Below are 21,126 nucleotides of genomic sequence, written 5' to 3'. Positions count from 1 at the left end.
CGGCGGTGGGGTGCCCGCGCGTGCGGGCACCCCGACAGGCGGATGCTCAGGCCTGGCCGAAGGCCACGCCGGTTTTTTCAGTCAGTTCGTCGATGCCCACGCCCGGTGCGGCTTCAACCAGCACCAGGCCCTTGTCGGTGACATCGAACACGGCCAGGTCGGTGATGATGCGGTCCACCACGCCCACGCCGGTCAACGGCAGCGTGCATTCGGGCAGGATCTTGTGCTCGCCGTTCTTGGCGGTGTGCTCCATCAGCACCACCACGCGCTGCACGCCGGCCACCAGATCCATCGCCCCGCCCATGCCCTTGACCATCTTGCCGGGCACCATCCAGTTGGCCAGGTCGCCGCTGGCGGTGACCTGCATCGCGCCGAGGATGGCCAGGTTGATGTGGCCGCCGCGGATCATCGCAAAGCTGTCGTGGCTGCCGAAGTAGCTGGCCCCGACGCGCGCGGTGACGGTCTGCTTGCCGGCATTGATCAGGTCCGCGTCGACCTCGGCCTCGGTCGGGAACGGGCCGATGCCGAGCAGGCCGTTCTCGGACTGCAGCCACACGTCCACGCCCTCGGGGATGTGGTTGGCCACCAGGGTCGGCAGGCCGATACCTAGGTTCACGTAGGCGCCATCGGTCAGCTCACGCGCGGCACGCTGGGCCATTTCATCACGGGTCCAGGCCATCTCAGTTCCCCTCGCTGCGCACGGTGCGCTGTTCGATGCGCTTTTCCGGCGTCGGATTGTGGACGATGCGGTGTACGTAAATGCCGGGCAGGTGTACCTGGTCCGGGTCGATGCTGCCCAGCGGCACCACTTCTTCGACCTCGACGATGCACAGCTTGCCGGCCATCGCGCAGGCCGGGTTGAAGTTGCGCGCGGTCTTGCGGAACACCAGGTTGCCCGACGGATCGGCCCTCCACGCCTTGACCAGCGCCACATCGGCGCGCAGCGCGGTTTCCATTACGTAGTGCTTGCCGTCGAACGCACGGGTTTCCTTGCCTTCGGCCACCACCGTGCCGTAGCCGGTAGCGGTGAAGAACGCCGGAATGCCCGCGCCACCGGCGCGCAGACGCTCGGCCAGGGTGCCCTGCGGATTGAATTCCAGTTCCAGCTCGCCGGCCAGGAACTGGCGTTCGAATTCCTTGTTCTCGCCCACGTAGGACGAAATCATCTTCTTGATCTGGCGGGTTTCCAGCAGCTGGCCCAGGCCGAAGCCATCGACGCCGGCATTGTTGGAAATCACCGTCAGGCCCTTGGCGCCGGTATCGCGCAGTGCCGCGATCAGCGCCTCGGGAATGCCGCACAGGCCGAAACCACCGACCGCCAGGGTCTGGCCATCGACGACCACGCCATGCAGCGCCTCGGCCGCACTGGCGTACTGCTTGCCGCGCCGCCCGGCGGCCTCTGGGGACTTGCTCATCTACGCCCTCACCTCGTTGATGTAAGGGGGCATTGTAGCGGTTGTGCCTGCGGTTCTCCGGATGTGGGGCGCCATCCGCGGAGGCGGCGGCTGCCCCCTCGGTGGGGCATGAGATACTCCGCCACAGTCCACATGTGCGGCCCTGATGCCCTCCACCGTCTCCATCGCCGTCTGCACCTACAACGGCGAGCAGTTTCTGCAGGAACAACTGCATAGCCTGCTGGCACAGACCCGGCGGCCTGACCAGATCGTCATTCGCGATGACCTGTCCAGCGATCGCAGCGTGGATATCCTTCGCGCGTTCGTGCCGGTCGCCGAGGCATCGGGAATCGTCGTCGATCTTCAGGTCAATGCGGAAAACCTGGGGTATCGGCGCAATTTCGATGGCGCGCTGCGGGTCTGCACCGGTGAGTTGATCTTCCTGTGCGACCAGGACGATGTCTGGCACGCAGACAAACTGGAGCGTTTCTGTGCCGAGTTTGCTGCCCGACCCACGCTGCTGGCCCTGCACAGCGATGCGACACTGATCGACGGCGCCGGAAAAACGCTGCCGCGCAGCCTGTTCCGGGCGTTGGGCATCGATGCCAGAACGCTGCGCCGGATGCATCGCGGCAGCGGATTCAATCTCATGTTCAAGCGCAACCTGATGACCGGCGCTGCCATGGCGTTCCGCCGCGAGGTACTGGCCGATGCCCTTCCGCTGCCGGAAACGCAGTGGGTCCACGATGCGTGGATCGGCACCCTGGCCGCAATGCGCGGTGACATTGACAGCCTGCCGGAAAAACTCATCAGCTACCGCCTGCACAGCAACAACCAGCTCGGCCTTGGCGGCAATGATCCCCTGCCCCGCAATGCCAGGCGCACACGTCAGCTGGACATAGAGCGGCGCCAGTCGGAACTGCTCCTTGCACGTGCAGGTGCACTGGGAATGCCCGCCGACACACTGGACCTGATCCGCCGCAAGATGCACCACGTGGCCATCCGTGCCGACCTGCCCGCCTCCCGTCTGCAGCGTTTACGCCCGGTATTGGGCCAACTCCTGGCGGGCAACTACAGTCGGTTTGGGCGGGGAGTTCTCTCAGCGGGGGTCGACCTGCTGCGCCCGTGAAGGGCGGTCGGGCTGTCTCGCAAACGATTCTCAAACACGGCTGCCAGTAAACTAGCGCGCTGACTTCACAAAAGGACTGACGATGACCCTCCCCGCATTCAAGGCATACGACATCCGCGGCCGCGTGCCCGATGAGCTGAACGAAGACCTGGCCCGCCGCATCGGCGTGGCGCTGGCTGCGCAGCTGTCGCCGGGAACCGTGGTGGTGGGCCATGACGTGCGCCTGACCAGCCCTGCCCTGCAGGATGCTCTGGCGGCGGGCCTGCGCGGCGCCGGACGCGAGGTGCTGGACATCGGCCTGTGCGGCACCGAGGAGGTCTATTTCCAGGTCGATCACCTGAACGCCGCTGGCGGGGTGATGGTGACGGCGAGCCATAATCCAATGGACTACAACGGGATGAAGCTGGTTAAGGAAAACGCGCGCCCGATCAGTTCCGATACCGGCCTGTTCGCGATTTCCGACGCCGTGGAAGCAGATGCCGCGCCCGCCACTGCCCCCAAGGGTGGCCTGCAGCCCTACCCGGACAAGACCGCCTACATCGAGCACCTGCTCGGTTACGTCGACCGCACCGGGCTGAAACCGCTCAAACTGGTGGTCAACGCCGGCAACGGCGGCGCGGGCACCATCGTCGACCTGCTCGCCCCGCACCTGCCGTTCGAGTTCATCCGCATCGCGCACGCGCCCGATGGCAGTTTCCCCAACGGCATTCCCAATCCGCTGCTGCCGGAAAATCGCGAAATGACCGCGCAGGCCGTGCGCGAACATGGAGCGGATTTTGGCATCGCCTGGGACGGCGACTTCGACCGCTGCTTCTTCTTCGACCACAGCGGCCGGTTCATCGAAGGCTACTACCTGGTGGGCCTGCTGGCCCAGGCGATCCTGGCGCGCCAGCCCGGCGGCAAAATCGTGCACGACCCGCGCCTGACCTGGAACACCGTGGAAATGGTCGAAGCGGCCGGAGGCCAGCCGGTGCTGTGCAAGAGCGGCCACGCCTTCATCAAGGAAAAGATGCGCAGCGAGAACGCCGTCTATGGCGGCGAAATGAGCGCGCACCACTATTTCCGCGAGTTCGCCTACGCCGACTCGGGGATGATTCCCTGGCTGCTGATTGCCGCACTGGTGTCCGAATCGGGGCGTTCGCTGGCCGACCTGGTCGAAGCGCGCATGCAGAAATTCCCGTGCAGCGGTGAAATCAATTTCAAGGTCGTCGATGCCAAGGCTGCCGTAGCGCGGGTGATGGATCACTATGCCGCTCAGTCGCCAACGCTGGACCACACCGACGGCATCAGCGCCGACTTCGGTAACTGGCGCTTCAACCTGCGCAGTTCCAACACCGAGCCGCTGCTGCGGTTGAATGTTGAGACCCGGGGCGATGCGACGCTGCTGCAACAGCGCACCGACGAAATCTCCGGCCTTCTCCAGCAGTAACCTGGGACGATCATGAGCACCCTCCAGCCCGTCATCCTGTCCGGTGGTTCCGGTACCCGTTTGTGGCCGCTGTCTCGCGAGGCCTATCCAAAACAGTTCCTGCCCCTGGCCGGCGAGCTGACCATGCTGCAGGCCACCTGGCGCAGGGTCGCACCGATCGCCACGCAGGGCCCGCTGGTGATCGCCAACGAAGCGCACCGTTTCGTCGCCGCCGAGCAGCTGCAGCAGGTGGGCGCGCAACCCACTGCCATCATCCTGGAGCCGGTTGGCCGCAACACCGCACCGGCGATTGCCGTGGCCGCACTGGAAGCCACCCGTGACGGCGCCGATGCACTGCTGCTGGTGCTGCCCTCCGACCACGTCATCACCGATGAAGCGGCCTTCCGCGCCACCGTGCTGCAGGCAGCAGCGGCGGCCGAGGCCGGAAAGCTGGTGACCTTCGGTATCGTGCCGACCGGCCCTGAAACCGGCTATGGCTACATCAAGGCCGCTGACGGCCAAGGGGTCCGTGCGGTCGAGCGCTTCGTCGAAAAACCCGACCTGGAGACAGCCACCGACTACGTGGCCAGCGGGCAGTATTTCTGGAACAGCGGCATGTTTCTGTTCAAGGCCTCGCGCTACCTGCAGGAACTGGAGCGCTTCCAGCCAGCGATGTTGGCAGGCAGCCGTGCCGCTTGGCAGCAGGCGCGCCGCGATGCCGACTTCACCCGCCTGGATGAAGCAGCCTTCGCGGCCGTGGCGTCGGACTCGATCGACTATGCCGTGATGGAGAAAACCGCCGATGCCGTGGTGGTTCCGCTGGATGCCGGCTGGAACAACGTCGGCTCCTGGACCGCGCTGCGTGATGTCTCCCAGCAGGATGGGGACGGCAATGCCCATCAAGGCGACGTGATCGCCATCGATTGTCGCAACACCTACGCCTACGGCCAGCGCCTGGTGGCCCTGGTCGGGCTGGACGATGTGGTCGTGGTGGAAACCGACGATGCCGTGCTGGTCGGCAAGGGTGACCGCATGCAGGAAGTCAAAGCAGTGGTGGCCCAGCTGAAAGCGGAAGGCCGCAGCGAAGCCACCTGGCACCGCAAGGTCTACCGCCCGTGGGGCGCCTACGATTCGATCGACAACGGCGAGCGGTTCCAGGTCAAGCGCATCACCGTCAAGCCCGGCGGTACGCTGAGCCTGCAGATGCACCACCATCGTGCCGAACACTGGATCGTGGTCAGTGGCACCGCCGAGGTGACCCGAGGCGACGAAGTCATCCTGCTCAGCGAAAACCAGAGCACCTACATTCCGCTGGGAGTTACCCACCGCCTGCGCAACCCGGGCAAGCTGCCGCTGGAACTGATCGAGGTGCAATCGGGCAGCTACCTGGGCGAGGACGACATCGTGCGCTTCGAAGATACCTACGGTCGCACCTGACAGGCTCCGCGTACAAAGAAAAACCCGGCCGTAGCCGGGTTTTTTTATCTGCGCCAACGGCAGGATCAGCCCAGTTCGGCGATGACCCGTTTCAGGCCGTCCTGCCATTCGGGCAGAACAAGGCCGAAGTCCTGTTCCAGCTTGGACACCGCCAGGTGCGAATACGCCGGGCGCTTTGCCGGCGTCGGGTACTCGGCGGTGGTGATCGCTTCGACCGTGGGCGCACGGGGCAACACCCCGGCAACGACCGCCTCGGCAAAAATCGCGTCGGCAAAGCCATGCCAGCTGGTTTCACCTCTGGCGGTCAGGTGCCAGGTACCGGAGAGCCCGCCAGGATGCTGCAACGCCTGCGCGGTCACATCGGCAATCAAGGCAGCCGGGGTCGGCGTGCCCACCTGGTCGGCCACCACGCGCAGCACATCGCGGTCTGCGCCTACCCGCAGCATGGTGCGCAGGAAGTTGGCGCTGTGCGAGGCGTACACCCATGCCGTGCGGAAGATGAGATGGCGACCACCGGCCGCACGGATCGCCTCTTCACCGGCCAGCTTGCTGGCGCCATACACACCCAGCGGTGCGGTGGCATCGTCTTCGCGGTACGGGCGAGTGCCCTGGCCGTCGAAGACGTAGTCGGTGGAGTAATGCACCAGCGGCACGCCGTGCGCAGCGCACCAGCGCGCGATCACGCCAGGTGCCTCGGCATTGGCCCGACCGGCCGCATCGCGTTCTTCTTCAGCACGATCCACGGCGGTATAGGCAGCGGCGTTGACCACTGCACTGGGCCGCACGCGATCAAGCAACGCGGTCAAGGACTCGGGCTGATTGAAATCGGCCGTTTCACAGGCACTACCGTCTGGCAACGTGCCGCTACGCGTGGTTGCCACGATCGTACCGAGCGGTGCCAGCGCACGCCGCAGCTCCCGGCCCAGCTGGCCGTTGCCACCCAACAACAGCACAGTCACGGCTGGTACACCGGCAGGCGGTCTTCGGCGATATCCTTCAGGAACGGCGCGGCTTCGTCCTTGCCCGACAGGGTCGGTGCGCTGATCGGCCAATCCACGGCGACATCCGCATCGTTCCAGCGCACCCCTGCGTCGAAGTCCTTGAGGTAGACCTCCGTGCACAGGTAGCTGAACACCGCGCGTTCGGACAGCACCGCAAAGCCGTGCGCGAAACCTTCCGGAATCCAGAACTGCTTCTTGTTCTCCGCGCTCAGCACCACCGCTTCCCACTGGCCGAACGTCGGTGAGCCACGACGGATGTCGACAGCAACGTCATACACCTCGCCTTCGAGCACGCTGACCAGCTTGCCCTGCGGGCGCGGCCACTGGTAATGCAAGCCACGCAGCACGCCCTTGGCGGACGTGGACACGTTGCTCTGCACGAACCTGGTCGGCAGGCCATGCTGGCCGAAGCGCTCTGCGTTCCAGGTTTCAAAGAAGAAGCCGCGCTCGTCGCCGAACACCGCCGGCTCGATGACCACGCAACCCGGCAGTTTGGTTTCGATGATCTTCATGACACGACTCCTCGTACAGCCAACGTGTGCAGGTACTGGCCGTAGCCGTTCTTGATCAGCGGAGCGGCGAGCGCCTCCAGCTGCTCGGCGTTGATCCAGCCCTGGCCGAACGCGATTTCTTCCGGGCAGCACACCTGCAGGCCCTGGCGGGTCTGGATGGTCTCGATGAAATTGGAGGCTTCCAGCAGCGACTGGTGGGTGCCGGTATCCAGCCACGCATAGCCGCGGCCCAACGGCTCCAGATGTAGGTTGCCTTCGCGCAGGTAGCGCTGGTTCAGATCGGTGATCTCCAGCTCGCCGCGCGGCGAGGGCTGCAACTCGGCGGCGTGGTGGCTGGCGTTGCCGTCGTAGAAGTACAGGCCGGTAACGGCATAGTTGGAACGCGGGTTCTGCGGCTTCTCGACCAGGTCGATGACCTTGCCGGCCTTGTCGAACTCGGCCACGCCATAGCGCTCCGGATCATTGACCCAGTATCCGAACACGGTGGCGCCGTGGTCGCGCTGGTCGGCGTTGCGAAGCACTTCACGCAGGCCATGGCCATGGAAGATGTTGTCGCCCAGCACCAGGCAGCTCGGCTTGCCGCCGACGAAGTCCTTGCCGATCAGGTAGGCCTGCGCCAGGCCGTCCGGGCTCGGCTGCACCGCGTACTCGATGTTCATGCCCCACTGCGAACCGTCGCCCAGCAACGCCTGGAACAGCGCCTGCTCATGCGGGGTATTGATGATCAGTACGTCGCGGATCCCGGCCAGCATCAACACGCTGAGCGGGTAGTAGATCATCGGCTTGTCGTACACCGGCAGCAGCTGCTTGCTGACGCCTTTGGTAATCGGGTACAGGCGCGTGCCCGAACCGCCTGCCAGGATGATGCCCTTGCGTTGCGTCATGCGGTGTTCCTCAGTCTGTGTGGGTCTGCGCCGCTCAGGCGGCGGTGCCGATACGTTGCAGGCGGTAGCTGCCGTCGAGCACGCCGTTGACCCAGTCCTGGTTGTCCAGGTACCAGTCCACGGTGAAACCGATGCCCTGTTCAAAGGTGTATTTCGGCTCCCAGCCCAGCTGGTCCTTCAGCTTGGACGCATCGATGGCGTAGCGGCGGTCATGGCCGGGGCGATCGGCGACGTAGGTGATCTGGCTGCTACGCGGCTGGCCGTCGTCGCGTGGACGGCGCGCATCGAGCAGCGCGCAGATCGCATGCACCACTTCAAGATTCTGTTTTTCCGAGTTGCCACCGACGTTGTAGGTCTCGCCCACCTGGCCCTTGGCCAGCACGGTGCGGATCGCTTCGCAGTGGTCGGACACGAACAGCCAGTCGCGCACCTGCTTGCCATCGCCATACACCGGCAGCGGCTCGCCGGCCAGCGCCTTGGCGATCACCAGCGGAATGAGCTTTTCCGGGAAATGGTAGGGGCCGTAGTTGTTGGAGCAGTTGGTGGTCAGCACCGGCAACCCGTAGGTGTGGTGGAACGCGCGCACCAGATGGTCCGATGCCGCCTTGGACGCCGAGTACGGCGAGTTGGGCGCAAACGGGGTGGTTTCGCTGAACTTGCCGGTCTCGCCCAGGGTGCCGTACACCTCGTCGGTGGATACATGCAGGAAACGGAACGCCTTGCCCTGGTCGGCCGGCAGCGCCTTCCAGTAGTCGCGCACCGCCTCAAGCAGGGCCAGGGTGCCGACCACGTTGGTCTGGATGAACGCGCCGGGGCCATCGATCGAACGGTCGACGTGGCTTTCGGCGGCGAAGTTCAGCACCGCATCGGGCTGGTGCTCGGCCAACAACCGGGACACCAGCGCACCGTCACCGATGTCGCCGTGCACGAACACGTGGTTCGGGTTGCCCTCCAGCGGGGCCAGGGTCTTCAGGTTGCCCGCGTAGGTCAGGGCATCGAGGTTGATGACCCGAACGCCCTTTGCGACGGCTTCGAGGACAAAGTTACCACCAATGAATCCGGCTCCGCCGGTGACAAGCCATGTTGGCACTACCCGTTCTCCTGTTTCATGCATGTGGGGGGCGTCTGCTGACGTCCCGACTCAGCGCAACAGGATACAACGCAGCTGTCTTCACGACTGCCTGCTGGAGGTGAACGGCGCGGCGGAACGCGCAGATGCGTGCCGCACTGCAACATCACCATGCGCATTCGCACGGTCATGCCCGGGCAGTTAGAATCGCCGTCCCACCCCCGAACCGGTTGCCGTGACAGGCACCGGACGTTCTCCAGTTACTGAAGGATCTAGCACCAGATGAAAATCCTCGTCGCGTACAAGCGCGTGGTGGACTACAACGTCCGCATTCAGGTCAAGCCGGACGGTTCCGGCGTGGTCACCGACGGCGTCAAGCTGTCGCCCAACCCGTTTGACGAAATCGCCCTGGAAGAAGCGCTGCGCCTGCGCGACAAGGGCATCGCCACCGAGGTGGTGGTTGCCACCATCGCCCCGGCCGATGCCCAGGCGCACTTGCGCAACGGCCTGGCCATGGGCGCCAACCGCGCCATCCATGTGGTGACCGACCAGGCCATCCAGCCGCTGACCGCCGCGCGCACCCTGCTCAAGCTGATCGAGAAGGAACAGCCGGACCTGGTCATCCTGGGCAAGCAGGCCATCGACGACGATGCCAACCAGACCGGCCAGATGCTGGCCACGCTGTGGGGCCGCCCGCAGGCGACCTTCGCCAGCAAGCTGGACATTGCCGACGGCAAGGCCACGGTCACCCGTGAAGTCGACGCCGGCCTGGAAACGCTGGAAGTGGACCTGCCGGCCGTGGTCACCACCGATCTGCGCCTGAACGAGCCGCGCTTCATCAAGCTGCCCGACATCATGAAGGCCAAGGCCAAGCCGATGGAGACGCTGCAGCTGGCCGACCTCGGCGTGGACGCCGCCGACACCTTCAAGACCACCCAGTACGCCGCGCCGGTCAAGCGCAGCAAGGGCGTGATGGTCAAGGACGCAGCCGAACTGGTTGCCGCACTCAAGCAGAAGGGGTTGCTGTAATGACCAAGATCCTCGTTGTTGCCGAACACCATGACGGCAAGCTCAACGCCGCCACCGCCAAGACCGTCAGCGCCGCCGCGGCGATCAGCGGGGCCAGCATCGACGTGCTGGTGCTGGCTGCCGACCCTGCCGCCGTGGCCGCCGACGCGGCCCAGCTGGCCGGTGTCGCCAAGATCCTGACCGTGGCCAACCCCGCCAACGCCCAGGCCCTGGCCCAGGTGCTGGCCCCGCAGATCGCGCAGCTGGCCACCGGCTACACCCATGTGTTTGGCCCGTCGACCACCTTCGGCAAGGACCTGATGCCCTGCGTGGCCGCGCTGCTGGGCGTCAACCAGGTTTCGGACCTTATGAGCGTGGAAGGCAGCCACAGCTTCAAGCGCCCGATCTATGCCGGCAACGCCATCATCACTGTCGAGGTGCCGGCCGACCAGATCGTGGTCGCCACCGTGCGCGCGGCTTCCTGGCCGGAAGCGGCCACGGGCGGCAGCGCCAGCATCGAAGCGGCCAACGTGGACGCGGTCCTGCCGACCCACACCCGCTTCATCGGCCTGGCTGCCGGGGCCACCGACCGCCCGGACCTGCAGAGCGCCAAGCGCGTGGTCTCCGGTGGCCGTGGCGTCGGTTCGGAAGAGAACTTCAAGGTGATCTTCCAGCTGGCCGACAAGCTCGGCGCCGCCGTGGGTGCCTCGCGCGCCGCGGTCGATGCCGGCTACGTGCCCAGTGACCTGCAGGTGGGCCAGACCGGCAAGATCATCTCGCCGGAACTGTACGTGGCCGTCGGCATCAGCGGCGCGATCCAGCACCTGACCGGGATCAAGGACGCCGGCACGATTGTTGCCATCAACAAGGACCCGGATTCGCCGATCTTCGAGATCGCCGATATCGGCCTGGTGGGTGACCTGTTCACGCTGCTGCCGGAGCTGGAAGCGGCGCTTTGAATCCATACTGCATTCCCCGTCATGCGTGAGCACGCCATGCGCAATCAGGTCAGTAAGCAAAGTCATCTGAACGGGCAGCCGTGTCCCGACGTGTCTGTCGTCGTGCCCGTTTATGGCTGTGTTGGTTGCCTCGAGCAGCTGTCTGATCGGGTTGAGGCAGCCATGGCGGGCCTGAAGCTCACGCACGAGCTGATCCTGGTTGACGATCACAGCCCTGACCAGGCCTGGAACCGCATCCGCGAACTCGGGGAGCTTTCTTCCCGGGTTCGCGGCCTGCGGCTGTCTCGCAATTTCGGACAACATGCAGCCATAAGCGCCGGCCTCAATCACGCGCGGGGCAGGCGCATCGTTGTAATGGATTGCGATCTCCAGGATGTTCCAGAAGAAATCCCAGGGCTGCTGGCGGGTCTGGACGCGGGCTATGAGATCGTCCTGGGCCAGCGGGTGGCCCGGCAGGACTCGTGGTTCAAGCGCAACGGCTCCAGTGCCTTCTATCGGACACTTGGTTGGTTGACGGACACCGAATACGATCCTTCGACCGCAAATTTCGGCGCCTACAGCCGCAAAGTGGTGGATGCCATGAATGCCATGCCCGAGGCTGACCGCTTTCTTCCATTGATGGCTCGCTGGACAGGCTTCCGCACTCTTCGTGTTCCTGTATCCCATGGCCGACGTACCGAAGGCAAAAGTGGATACACGCTCGGCAAACTGGTGCAGATGGCCACGCGCATTGCACTGTCATTCTCTGACAAACCTTTACGACTGGTCATGTCGGCCGCATTCGCTCTGGCAGCGATTGGCGTAGGCATTGCGCTTCTTGCGGTCTATCGCTACTTGATGGGCGACGTTCGAGTGGCCGGGTTTACCAGCATCCTGGCGTCAATCTGGCTGGTGGGCAGCTTCGTCATGGGAAGCCTGGGGATTGTCGGCCTGTACGTGGGTCGCGTGCACAGCGAGACCAAACGTCGCCCGCAATACATCATCTGGCATGACACCTGGCAGCAATCAGATGAGGGCAACCGTGACAATTGAACCCTCCCTGCCCGACAGCACTCGATTTGGAATCGGTGTGGCGCGGGGTGCCTTTGGCTTGGACACGCCGCTGGCAGAAGCGCTTGCCTCGATCGCGGCCTCTTCCGCGGATCTGTTGATCTTCAGGGTGCCAGCCGGCAGAACCGACATAGCGTTGGCGCTCCAGAACACCGGCGAGGTTGTCATCCATGCCGATACGCTGGTCTACCATGGCATTGACCTGACGCCGGAATCGGGGGCCTGGGCTCCTTCAGTCCGGCGAGCGGTCGCTGAAGACCGCGCCGCCATCATCCAGATTGCCACCGCCGGATTCGAGGGCTACCGATCCCACTACGCCGCCAATCCGTTACTTCCGGCTGCACAAGTGCTGGAGGGCTACGTTGAATGGGCGCAAAGCCGGTTGGACCAACACGATGACGGCCGCTCGACCTGGGTTGTTTCCGACAACGGACATGTCGCGGGGTTTGCGACGTGCGACAGTCGCGACGGAGTGGCGGACGTTCTGCTCAATTCAGTCCATCCACGATTCGAACGACGGGGTCACTACGGGAACCTGTTGCGGCATGTGATGCGCCACCATGCCGAGCGCGGCGACCGTCGACTGGTCATTTCCACCCAGATCTGGAATTACACGGTGCAGCGACAATGGGCGCGTGCCGGACTGCGGATCGACGGTGCGTTTGATACCTATCACCTGGACCGCCGCATGCAGCGACCTCCGCCCGCCCTTCACTCAAGGGAAAAACGATGAACTATCTTTTCATCGCCCTCACCATCGTCCTGACGGTGTACGGCCAGCTCATCCTGAAATGGCAGGTTGGCGTACATGGCCACCTGCTGGCCGCTCCGCTTCAACCGCTGAACCTGGTGCAGCTACTGCTCAAGCCCTGGGTGATCTCTGCGTTCGTGGCGGCATTTGGTGCATCGCTGTGCTGGATGGGGGCGATCAGCAAAATGCCGATCAGTCGCGCCTATCCGTACATGGCGATCAATTTCTTCCTGGTCGCACTGCTGGCCAGCGTGATCTTTCGCGAGCAGCTGGACGGCTACAAGATCGCCGGAACACTGATCATCATGCTCGGCGTGGTCGTGCTGTCACGATCGGTTGCCTGACGCTGCTCCCAACGCCACTCTCTGCGAGGTCATTCGTGATTCCCTTCAACAAGCCCTTCATGACCGGCCGCGAGCTGTGGCACATCGCCCAAGCGCATGCCAACGGCCATCTGTCCGGCGATGGCCAGTTCACCAAGCGCAGCCACGCCTGGCTCGAGCAGCGCACCGGCGCACATCGCGCACTGCTCACCCACAGCTGCACGGCAGCGCTGGAGATGGCGGCCCTGCTGCTCGACCTGCAGCCCGGCGATGAAGTGATCATGCCTTCGTACACCTTCGTGTCCACGGCCAATGCGTTCGTCCTGCGCGGAGCCGTGCCGGTGTTCGTCGACATCCGCGAAGACACGCTCAATCTGGACGAACGCCTGGTCGAAGCGGCAATCACCCCGCGCACCCGTGCCATCTGCGTGGTCCACTATGCGGGCGTGGCCTGCGAAATGGATACGCTGGTGGATATCGCAACCCGCCATGGGCTTGCCATCGTCGAGGACGCCGCGCAGGCAATCATGTCCACCTACAAGGGCCGTCCGCTGGGCACCATAGGCGAGCTTGGGGCACTGAGCTTCCATGAGACCAAGAACATCATTTCCGGCGAAGGTGGCGCCCTGCTCTGCCGCGACGCGCAGTTTGGCGAACGCGCGGAGATCCTGCGCGAGAAAGGCACCAACCGCAGTCGTTTCTTCCGCGGGCAGGTCGACAAATACACCTGGGTGGACATCGGATCGTCCTTCCTGCCCGGGGAGATCACCGCGGCGTTCCTGTGCGCCCAGATCGAGGAAGCCGACCAGATCACCGCTCGTCGCCTGGCGATCTGGGACAGGTACCACCACTGGGCGGCCCCCCATGAGCAAGCAGGCCGGCTGCGACGCCCGATCGTGCCAGCCGACTGCGAGCACAATGCGCACATGTACTACATGCTGTTGCCAGACCTCGATGCCCGTACCCACTTCATCGCGGCAATGAAAGAGCGAGGCGTGCAGACGGTGTTCCACTACATCCCGCTGCATTCGGCGCCGGCGGGTCTTGTGGCAGGCCGCGCCCACGGCGAGTTGCGCTACACCGATGCACTCAGCGAGCGACTGGTGCGCATGCCGCTGTGGGTGGGGGTTGAAGAGCATCTTGATGCGATTTTCGCCGCCGCCGATGAGGTCCTGGGCGCGACTCAATGAGGAACACCGCTACAGGCATCCACTCCGCGTTGGTCTTCCAGCAACTGGCGGCGTGGTGGCACGGGCTTGCAACGTTCAGAAAGGTGCAGTTGGCTACCCTGCTCCTGGCCACCGTGCTCCTTGCACTGGCCAGTGCGCGCCATTACACCGACAGCGTGCTGGTCATGGACGTCGAGGTCGACGAACCGGGTTCCCTGCAGGTGTTCTTCGATCAAGGCAAGGGATTTTCCGAAGCCCAATCGTTGACACAGCACCTGCACGCAGGCGGATCGACGGTGCAGGTCCGGCTGCCCCAGGGCCAGACACTGGCGCTGCGCATCGATCCCCCCCATGAAGCATCTGCATTTTCCATCAGCGGGGCGCGGATCGACGGTAGTACACCGCTACCCGCCGAAGCGCTGCGCGCCAGTCCCATCCAGGAATTGCTGCCGGCGCCAGCCGGCGGCGCGGATGGGCGTTTCCAGATCGTCCAGGCGGCCACGGACCCTCAGCTGCTCGTGGCGCTGCCACGCTCGGTAGAGGGCGCCTCACGGGCTGATCGGCAGATCATCCGGCTGCTGTGGAGCGCGCTTGCCTTGTGCGCCGTGGTCATCCTGGGCCTACAGATGGCCTACGCAGGCTCCTACACATGGCCTGCCGTGATCTGCGCGGTGATGGTGCTTGCACTGGCCATCTTCGCCATGCGCTCCCCGTCGGTGAGTCCGGATGAAGATCTGCACGAAGCGGGTGCCCGCTACTTCTCAACGCACTGGTTGCCTCCAAAGCTCGACGCTCCTGCCATGCTGCCCAGCTACCAGGCCAGCCCTTACGGTGTGAGCTACCTGTCCGAGTGGAACGCGACATATTTCTTCGCAGGCAAGGCCAGCAACCTGGCATCCCAGCTGGGACTTCCTGAGCGACAGGGCTTCAGGATCTATCAGGCTTCGCTGTTGCTGCTGACGATAGCCGCGGTGTTTCTGCTCCGTCTATCGCCCTTTACGCTTGCACCGCTGCTTCTCACGCCGCAGGCCTGGTATGTCTTCTCCTACATGAATGGGGATGCGTTGCCATTGGCAGCAGCCAGCTTGGCCGCTGGTATCGCCTTGACCCGGGACAGCCCGCTGCGCCGCTATCTCCAGGGAGAACAGTCCGCAGACGCCAAGATCATCCTGCACGTCCTGCTGTTCGCGCTATGCCTGGGATTGCTGATCATCTCCAAGCGGAATTACTGGCCGGTCGCTGTCTACATCGCCAGCGCGCTGGCGGCAGGGACGCTGCGGTTGCCGGTACGTTGCTCGCTTGCCATCGCCGTACTGTGCACGCTTGCCATCCTCTGGACAGCCGGCGGCCAGGCGCTCCAGCAAGCCTATGATCATGCACTCCTGTGGGGGGCTGGCTTGTTGTTGGTCCTCGCCGCGTTGGGCGTGCTGGCCTACGAAGCGTGGAAGATCCTGCGTAGCCGCATGCTGAACACCGTGTACCGACTGACCGCGGTGTTCGCGCTGGGTCTTGCACTCGCCTGTCCGTGGATCGCAGTGGACGTGCTGCGCAATGGTGCTGGAGCGGAGAAGGCCGAGCTGGTCGACAGCTTGCGCGAAACCTATGCAGCGCCTGCGTTCAAACCTGGCGCAAGCGCGCCATCTCCTGGCCTGCGCATGCAGGACCAGGGCTACTCGCTTGCGCAGATGGTGCAGCCGCCGCTGCAATGGCACGTTGCAACCGCCAAGAGCCTGTTCGGTGTCTATGGCTACATGCAGTTCTATGCACCAGCACCCTACTACTGGGCCATCTGGTCGGTAGCCATCATGCTGATCATGGTGGCGTTGTGCACCGCGGCCACGTCACAGCCCCTGCAACTGGGCCGGGGCCAGCTCATTCTCGCTGCCGGCGCGGCGGTGAGCCTGATCGGTGCCTCGCTGCTCCACAGCTGGACTTACGATTTCCAGGCCCAGGGGCGGTACATCCTGGGCATCTGCATTCTCATCGGTGCCCAGCTCTCCCATCTACGCCCCGGGTCACCGCTGGAGCGCTCGGCGCATCTCCTGCTTGCGGTCACTGTTGTTCTGGGGGCCTACTCGTTTGCCACGGTGGGCATCCCGAATCTGACCCCCTGATACCGCCTGCCTGCCGGGTCGACGACGGGCAGGCACCGCTTCAAGGGACGACATGCGACCAACGTCGGTCCACCGCCGCGGCAAAGACCGCCTCGCCGGTGGTGTCCATGGCGGCGCGTGTGATCGGTTCAAGCAGGGCGGCGTTGTCCATGATCTGCTTCAGAACCTGCACCCACGCCCGCTCATCGTTCGCCGCGAGAATTCGATCGCCCGGGGTTCCCGCCTGGTAGGCGCATACATCCGAAGCCAGGGTGGGGACGCCGATTGCGGCGTAGTCGAGCACCTTGATGTCACTCTTGGCACGGTTGAAGTGATTTTCAATCAACGGGGCGACGCCCAGGTCGAACGGACCCTGCTGCACGAACCAGCGTACAAATGCCGGGTAGGACGCGCCGACATGGGAAGGCGGTGAAAGCACCTTGACCCATTGCGGCAAGCTGACCTCCCCCGCGTTCACGCCAACCAGTGTCAACGTGAAGCTGCCGGGACGAACCTCCTGCAGATCGGTCAGCACGCGCTGGAGAAACGCGTAGTCCTCGTCGTGCGTGCGGGTACCCATGTAGACCAGTCTCAGAACCGGCGATTCCACCGAGGCTCGACGCTGCCAACGCCAGAGAGCGGGGTCCAACGCATTCGGCATCAGCACGGCGTTGGCCCCTGCCGCCGCGATTTCCGACGTCAGCACCTTCGTTGAGCACCACACCTCATCAGCAACCGCCAGTGAGACACGTACCGCGCTGACCAGCTCGGCGTAGCTGTCCCTTTCCGGGTGATCGTCCATCGCCAGCAGGTTGTCGTCGATGTCATAGATCATCCTGGCTTGAATCCGCGTTGCCAGCGCAGCAATCTGTTCGATCTGCTGAACGGCGCGGATCGCCCCTCGATTCCAGAGGATCGCCTGCGGGGCAAAGCGTTCAATCTCCTCAGGCACCAGGTACCGCACATCCGCCGGGAAGCGGTCGGTGAAGGCCTGCAGCCGGATGCTCGCGCAGGGCGACATGACCGCGCCATAGCGCTCGGGTATCACCGCAATCCGCCAGGCATACTGGGATCGCAGCGCTGGCCGCCCGGCAGATGGATGCGTGACGCTCATGCAGCCCCCTTTTCGTGCAGGCCTTCCAGCCAACGCACCAGTGTCTGGACCACATCCGTCGCGCTGGCATCGTATGCCAGCATCAGTGCGTTGGGGACATCAACCAGGCGTTCGGTGAACGCGCCCAAACGATTGGCGGCAATCGGCCGCCCATCGCGCAGCGCATGCGACAACGTGTAGGAATAGGTCTCCGGCGCCTGCGACAGGAACAGGAACGCATCAGGATCGTGGGCCTGGATCAGCTCATCCAGCGTCTCTTCCTGGTAGGGTCCACTCCAGGTGAAACCAGGGTCTTTCGGGACGTCGGTCTGCGGGTAACCGATCAGGTGGAAGCGCAGCGGCGCGCGAATGCGGCGCGCCTCCGCTGCGATGGCCACCAGATGGTTCAACCCCTTGTGCGCTGCCATCACGCCAAGCAGCAGGATGCGATAGGGCCGTTGCCCCGTGCCCTGGCGCCCCGGATGGGCGGCCATATCCGCCTCATGGTAAAGCGCCGTCACCGGAACACCCGTATAGCGTTGCATCCGCTGTGCTGCATCCTGGCTGGGCGCCAGCACGGTGGTGGCGCCGAGGATGGGCCACTGGTGGTCCGCGCGCCAGTTGCGGATATCCGAAGCCCCGTTGGAGGGGCGTTCGGCGATACACGCATCGCATCCCTCCTCGGCCGGTTCACCGCAGTAATTGCCCGACGCATCGGTGAGCGTGATCTGCGGGCAGATCGCGTAATTGTCGTGCACGTGGAAACTGTAAGGCAGCCCGGCCAGGGCCACTGCGCGCCGCACCGATTCACCGAAGCCCACCAGATGATGGATCTGCAGCGTGTCCGTGCCGAGCCCCAGCAGCAGTGCTGCCAGCTCGTCCGGTGTGCGGTAGCGGAACAGGAACTCAAACCCATCGAACGCCGATGCATGGCTGACGCTGACCAGGCCTGCGCCATTGTTGTCTTCCATCGGTCGAATGATCACCACCTCGCCCGTCTCGGCCAGCGCTGCGCGCGTCGCCTGCACGGCACGTTCGGTGCCACCGCCCCAGGTGTGGCTGAGCAGCACGGACACAGGACGCGACCGCGCCTTCCAAACGCTCAGGGTCAACCGGACGCGTGCGGAGAATCCGGGATCCATCGAACAGAAACGCGCCACCCGGGATCCATAGTCGGGATAGCGTTCGTCGATGATCTTCTGGGCGATGATCTTGCCGGGCTTGCTGTCGTCGGCAAAACTGACCTCTCCCACATGCTCGACGAACACATCCATCGCCAGGCGATGACGGAACCCAAGCTGGGCCGAGCGCATGCAGAAGTCGTTTTCCTCGCCATAGCCCTTGCCGAACGCTTCGGCATCGAACAAACCGGCCACCCGCAGTGCAGCACGGGAAATCAGCATGCAGAAGCCCACCCCCGTCGGGATATCCACGGCAATGCCTGCATTTGCCTGGCGGGTCAGTGCATCCAGCGCCGCTGCATCCAATCCTTCAGGAAGCGCATTGGCGCCCAGTTGCGGATAGCTGCAGATCGTCGCGTTGTTGGACAGTGCAGTGACCGAGCCGACGCCTTCGTCGAGATGAGCGACCATGCGGTCCACCCAGTCGCCGGCGACGATGGTATCGCTGTTGAGCAGCAGCGCACCCAGGCTGTCAGGCTGCTCAAGTGCGTGGGCCATGCCGGCATTGACGGTCAGCACGAAGCCGAGGTTCTGCGGATTCTCGACCAGACGTACAACATGCTCGGCATCGGCAAGCTCACGCAGGTAGGCGGTGACCTCCGGCTCAGGTGAGCAGTCGTTGTAGATGTGCAGGCGCGTAGGGGTGCGGTTGTGCGACCGCAGGACCGAATCAATGCAGGCCCGGGTTTCTTCCAGGCCCCGGTAGACCGGCAGGACGATATCCACGACGCCCGCGGCGACAGCCGTCTGCGCGGCCGGGGCCGGGGCCGGAGCCGCCAGATCGGACAGCGAGAACGGGCGCTTGCCCAGCTCCCGGCCGTCTCCTCGTCCGACCGCCAGGTAGTGCGCCAATGCGTTCATGCCCGACAGCGCGACATCGGGGTACTGATCCAGGTACTGGCGTGCGTTGAATTCAGGCCCCGGGCTGCGTCCCTCTGCGGCGCCATGCTGCACGAAGTGCGCCAACGGATCTTTCCCCCCCACGTCCGGATACGTCTCCAGGTACCAGGCCGGTGCGAAGTAAGGGTTCGGCAAGCGGCCTTCGGGGATACCGTCGTAAAGGAAGTGCACGAGCGGATTGGCACCGCTCCGGCGTATGTCCGGATACTGGTCCAGATACCAGGCCTGATCGAACAGCGGATGCGGTGTGCCTGCGTTCCTGTAGTCGGCCAGATATCGCCCAAGCACCGGCCCCAGAACGGTCCTGGACGGACCCGTTGCCCGGCAATGGCGCGGGTCGAACCACGGGGAGGGTGCCAGCCCGATCCGATCGCCGATCAGGGTGTACTGGACCAGGGCATCGAGCGGCCCGGCCTTCAGGCCGAAACGACTGCAGTACCATGCCGGGTCGAACAACGGGCTCGGTGACTTTCCTTCACCGTTGCCGTGAGCGAGGAAGTGCCTCGGCCCGTCCGCCGCCGCACCGGGTATGCGCATGATGAAGCGTGCATACCAGTGCCAGTCGCAGACACCTGCACGCCGCACGATCAACAGCTTGACGCGATCGGGTAGCAACGCGAACCCGTTGATGGACAGCACTTTGGCCGCCACACGTTTCAGGCCACGCTTGAAAAAGCTCTTGTCGATTGACATGTAGGTGCCTTGGCAAAGACTGGTCGATCAGCGGCCGATGAGACGGCGCCACCAAGGGCGCATCAGATGGTCCAGCTTACGGTCCTGCTCATCCAGGCGAGGAACGACCGATGCCACCATGTTGGCTACCGACATCTCCCGCGACTGGTCAAGCGCGAGCCGCGTGTCGTTCATCTCTTCAATGACCCGGCGTTCGAGCAGCGACAGCCCTTGGGCAAGTGCGGGAAGCTGGGATCCGACGACCGCATAGTGTTCTTCGTTGGTATCGTGGCTCTTCTCTACCAATGCGCGCAGGCGAGCCTCTTCGCCATTGAGTCGGCCGATCTCGCCATGGGCGGCGGTCAGGCCCTGGTTGACGCGCTCGATCTCCTCGACGTTCTTGATGTTGCGCCCCAGCGCATCGAACAACTGGTTGATCGTCGCAAAATCGCCGGTACGGGCGGACTCGGCCAGCCGCAGCAGGATCTCCGGCTGCTCCTTGCCCACCAGCAGCACGCCCAGCCCGTGGGTATGGGTGAACTCGAAGGAAGGGAACTGGGTCGACACTTCGCTCCAGTACTGCCACACGCCGAAGCCGCGCTCGCGCACGCAACTATCGTGGAAGAGCACCACGCCTCGCGGCGACAACTTCTGTTTCCACGTCTCGAAATCTTCGCGCACCGCGTCGTAGGTGTGCAGGCCATCGATGTGAAGCAGGTCGATCGATCCGTCGGCGAAATATTCCAGCGCCTGGTCGAACCGCATGCGCATCATCTCGGAGATGCCCGCATAGTGGCGCTGCTGGTAGTCGCGGAGCTCGGCGTAGATCTCATCGCCATAGAAACCGGCGTGCTCATCGCCCTGCCAGGTATCCACCGCGAACACGCGTGAACTGATCTGCTGGGCCTCCACTGCCTGGCACATCGCAAGGAAAGATGCGCCATTGTGGGTGCCCAGTTCGACGATATGCTGCGGACGCTGGGTCTCCAGCAACCAACTGGCGAACGGGATGTGTCCAAGCCACGCGCTATGCGGCAGCTTCCGGGGCATCATCAGCATACTCGGCGACAACGGGAAATCGATCATCTGTTTC

Annotated in this window: 19 protein-coding genes; 10 read left to right on the top strand and 9 right to left on the bottom strand. The window is 64.2% G+C overall.

Annotated features, from left to right (window positions below; all coding sequences use genetic code 11):
- Positions 1-46: 46 nt before the first annotated feature.
- Together AC3IR9_RS02775 and AC3IR9_RS02770 are read right to left on the bottom strand one after the other, a co-directional pair.
- Positions 47-679: a CoA transferase subunit B gene (locus AC3IR9_RS02775; RefSeq protein ID WP_489293907.1), complete on the bottom strand. Its 633-nt coding sequence runs from the start codon at positions 677-679 to the stop codon at positions 47-49.
- Between the two features lies 1 nt (position 680).
- Complete coding sequence (locus tag AC3IR9_RS02770) at positions 681-1,415, bottom strand: CoA transferase subunit A (RefSeq protein ID WP_489293906.1); 735 nt, start codon at positions 1,413-1,415, stop codon at positions 681-683.
- 145 nt (positions 1,416-1,560) lie between these two features.
- Here AC3IR9_RS02770 and AC3IR9_RS02765 point away from each other — a divergent pair, with 145 nt between their 5' ends.
- The 3 genes from AC3IR9_RS02765 to AC3IR9_RS02755 all read left to right on the top strand — a co-directional run bounded on the left by AC3IR9_RS02765 (position 1,561) and on the right by AC3IR9_RS02755 (position 5,368).
- A complete protein-coding gene (locus tag AC3IR9_RS02765) occupies positions 1,561-2,523 on the top strand; it encodes a glycosyltransferase family 2 protein (RefSeq protein ID WP_489293905.1) in 963 nt (320 codons plus the stop codon).
- Positions 2,524-2,605: 82 nt separating this feature from the next.
- Positions 2,606-3,952, top strand: coding sequence for a phosphohexomutase domain-containing protein (locus AC3IR9_RS02760; RefSeq protein WP_489293904.1), 1,347 nt, complete (start codon positions 2,606-2,608; stop codon positions 3,950-3,952).
- Between the two features lie 12 nt (positions 3,953-3,964).
- Complete coding sequence (locus AC3IR9_RS02755; protein WP_489293903.1) at positions 3,965-5,368, top strand: mannose-1-phosphate guanylyltransferase/mannose-6-phosphate isomerase; 1,404 nt, start codon at positions 3,965-3,967, stop codon at positions 5,366-5,368.
- Between the two features lie 65 nt (positions 5,369-5,433).
- Here AC3IR9_RS02755 and rfbD read toward each other — a convergent pair whose 3' ends face one another.
- Genes rfbD through rfbB form a run of 4 tightly spaced genes read right to left on the bottom strand, consistent with a single transcriptional unit; the run spans position 5,434 to position 8,855 of the window.
- On the bottom strand, positions 5,434-6,327 hold the full coding sequence (gene rfbD / locus AC3IR9_RS02750; RefSeq protein ID WP_489293902.1) for a dTDP-4-dehydrorhamnose reductase: 894 nt from the start codon (positions 6,325-6,327) through the stop codon (positions 5,434-5,436).
- Complete coding sequence (gene rfbC, locus AC3IR9_RS02745) at positions 6,324-6,881, bottom strand: dTDP-4-dehydrorhamnose 3,5-epimerase (protein WP_489293901.1); 558 nt, start codon at positions 6,879-6,881, stop codon at positions 6,324-6,326. The genes rfbD and rfbC overlap by 4 nt, the downstream gene beginning before the upstream one ends.
- A complete protein-coding gene (gene rfbA / locus AC3IR9_RS02740; RefSeq protein ID WP_489293899.1) occupies positions 6,878-7,765 on the bottom strand; it encodes a glucose-1-phosphate thymidylyltransferase RfbA in 888 nt (295 codons plus the stop codon). Before rfbA ends, rfbC begins: the two co-directional genes overlap by 4 nt.
- A 34-nt stretch (positions 7,766-7,799) precedes the next feature.
- Positions 7,800-8,855: a dTDP-glucose 4,6-dehydratase gene (gene rfbB / locus AC3IR9_RS02735; RefSeq protein ID WP_489293897.1), complete on the bottom strand. Its 1,056-nt coding sequence runs from the start codon at positions 8,853-8,855 to the stop codon at positions 7,800-7,802.
- 261 nt (positions 8,856-9,116) lie between these two features.
- Between rfbB and AC3IR9_RS02730 the strand changes: the two genes are divergently transcribed.
- From AC3IR9_RS02730 to AC3IR9_RS02700, 7 genes are read left to right on the top strand one after another with little or no spacing between them, the layout of a single operon-like run.
- Positions 9,117-9,863 (top strand): electron transfer flavoprotein subunit beta/FixA family protein, encoded by a 747-nt coding sequence (locus tag AC3IR9_RS02730; protein WP_489293895.1) that lies wholly within the window; start codon positions 9,117-9,119, stop codon positions 9,861-9,863.
- On the top strand, positions 9,863-10,801 hold the full coding sequence (locus tag AC3IR9_RS02725; RefSeq protein ID WP_489293894.1) for an electron transfer flavoprotein subunit alpha/FixB family protein: 939 nt from the start codon (positions 9,863-9,865) through the stop codon (positions 10,799-10,801). The genes AC3IR9_RS02730 and AC3IR9_RS02725 overlap by 1 nt, the downstream gene beginning before the upstream one ends.
- Before the next feature lie 21 nt (positions 10,802-10,822).
- Positions 10,823-11,833 carry a glycosyltransferase family 2 protein gene (locus AC3IR9_RS02720; protein WP_489293893.1) on the top strand — a complete coding sequence of 337 codons (1,011 nt, stop codon included), beginning with the start codon at positions 10,823-10,825 and terminating at the stop codon, positions 11,831-11,833.
- Positions 11,823-12,584, top strand: a complete 762-nt coding sequence (locus AC3IR9_RS02715) for a GNAT family N-acetyltransferase (protein ID WP_489293892.1) — start codon at positions 11,823-11,825, stop codon at positions 12,582-12,584. Before AC3IR9_RS02720 ends, AC3IR9_RS02715 begins: the two co-directional genes overlap by 11 nt.
- Entirely contained in the window at positions 12,581-12,946 is a 366-nt protein-coding gene (locus AC3IR9_RS02710; RefSeq protein ID WP_489293890.1) for an EamA family transporter, read from the top strand. Before AC3IR9_RS02715 ends, AC3IR9_RS02710 begins: the two co-directional genes overlap by 4 nt.
- A gap of 35 nt (positions 12,947-12,981) precedes the next feature.
- Positions 12,982-14,115, top strand: a complete 1,134-nt coding sequence (rffA, locus tag AC3IR9_RS02705; protein WP_489293889.1) for a dTDP-4-amino-4,6-dideoxygalactose transaminase — start codon at positions 12,982-12,984, stop codon at positions 14,113-14,115.
- Positions 14,112-16,208, top strand: a complete 2,097-nt coding sequence (locus AC3IR9_RS02700; protein WP_489293887.1) for a hypothetical protein — start codon at positions 14,112-14,114, stop codon at positions 16,206-16,208. Before rffA ends, AC3IR9_RS02700 begins: the two co-directional genes overlap by 4 nt.
- Before the next feature lie 40 nt (positions 16,209-16,248).
- Here the strand turns inward: AC3IR9_RS02700 and AC3IR9_RS02695 are convergent, their stop codons facing one another.
- Genes AC3IR9_RS02695 through AC3IR9_RS02685 form a run of 3 tightly spaced genes read right to left on the bottom strand, consistent with a single transcriptional unit; the run spans position 16,249 to position 21,119 of the window.
- Positions 16,249-17,301, bottom strand: coding sequence for a glycosyltransferase family protein (locus AC3IR9_RS02695; RefSeq protein WP_489293886.1), 1,053 nt, complete (start codon positions 17,299-17,301; stop codon positions 16,249-16,251).
- Positions 17,298-20,054, bottom strand: coding sequence for a glycosyltransferase (locus tag AC3IR9_RS02690; RefSeq protein ID WP_489293885.1), 2,757 nt, complete (start codon positions 20,052-20,054; stop codon positions 17,298-17,300). The genes AC3IR9_RS02695 and AC3IR9_RS02690 overlap by 4 nt, the downstream gene beginning before the upstream one ends.
- 27 nt (positions 20,055-20,081) lie before the next feature.
- A complete protein-coding gene (locus tag AC3IR9_RS02685) occupies positions 20,082-21,119 on the bottom strand; it encodes a class I SAM-dependent methyltransferase (RefSeq protein ID WP_489293884.1) in 1,038 nt (345 codons plus the stop codon).
- Positions 21,120-21,126 lie beyond the last annotated feature (7 nt).

The sequence above is a fragment of the Stenotrophomonas sp. GL_101 genome, from assembly GCF_057835675.1.
Note: the sequence above shows the minus strand (reverse complement) of the source record. Positions and strands in the feature narration are given on the sequence as shown.

Excerpts from the sequence above, each read along its gene's own strand:
- AC3IR9_RS02775 (WP_489293907.1), bottom strand. The coding sequence starts at position 679 with ATGGCCTGGACCCGTGATGAAATGGCCCAGCGTGCCGCGCGTGAGCTG.
- AC3IR9_RS02770 (WP_489293906.1), bottom strand. The coding sequence starts at position 1,415 with ATGAGCAAGTCCCCAGAGGCCGCCGGGCGGCGCGGCAAGCAGTACGCC.
- AC3IR9_RS02765 (WP_489293905.1), top strand. The coding sequence starts at position 1,561 with ATGCCCTCCACCGTCTCCATCGCCGTCTGCACCTACAACGGCGAGCAG.
- AC3IR9_RS02760 (WP_489293904.1), top strand. The coding sequence starts at position 2,606 with ATGACCCTCCCCGCATTCAAGGCATACGACATCCGCGGCCGCGTGCCC.
- AC3IR9_RS02755 (WP_489293903.1), top strand. The coding sequence starts at position 3,965 with ATGAGCACCCTCCAGCCCGTCATCCTGTCCGGTGGTTCCGGTACCCGT.
- rfbC (WP_489293901.1), bottom strand. The coding sequence starts at position 6,881 with ATGAAGATCATCGAAACCAAACTGCCGGGTTGCGTGGTCATCGAGCCG.
- rfbA (WP_489293899.1), bottom strand. The coding sequence starts at position 7,765 with ATGACGCAACGCAAGGGCATCATCCTGGCAGGCGGTTCGGGCACGCGC.
- AC3IR9_RS02730 (WP_489293895.1), top strand. The coding sequence starts at position 9,117 with ATGAAAATCCTCGTCGCGTACAAGCGCGTGGTGGACTACAACGTCCGC.
- AC3IR9_RS02725 (WP_489293894.1), top strand. The coding sequence starts at position 9,863 with ATGACCAAGATCCTCGTTGTTGCCGAACACCATGACGGCAAGCTCAAC.
- AC3IR9_RS02720 (WP_489293893.1), top strand. The coding sequence starts at position 10,823 with ATGCGTGAGCACGCCATGCGCAATCAGGTCAGTAAGCAAAGTCATCTG.
- AC3IR9_RS02710 (WP_489293890.1), top strand. The coding sequence starts at position 12,581 with ATGAACTATCTTTTCATCGCCCTCACCATCGTCCTGACGGTGTACGGC.
- AC3IR9_RS02700 (WP_489293887.1), top strand. The coding sequence starts at position 14,112 with ATGAGGAACACCGCTACAGGCATCCACTCCGCGTTGGTCTTCCAGCAA.
- AC3IR9_RS02695 (WP_489293886.1), bottom strand. The coding sequence starts at position 17,301 with ATGAGCGTCACGCATCCATCTGCCGGGCGGCCAGCGCTGCGATCCCAG.
- AC3IR9_RS02690 (WP_489293885.1), bottom strand. The coding sequence starts at position 20,054 with ATGTCAATCGACAAGAGCTTTTTCAAGCGTGGCCTGAAACGTGTGGCG.
- AC3IR9_RS02685 (WP_489293884.1), bottom strand. The coding sequence starts at position 21,119 with ATGATCGATTTCCCGTTGTCGCCGAGTATGCTGATGATGCCCCGGAAG.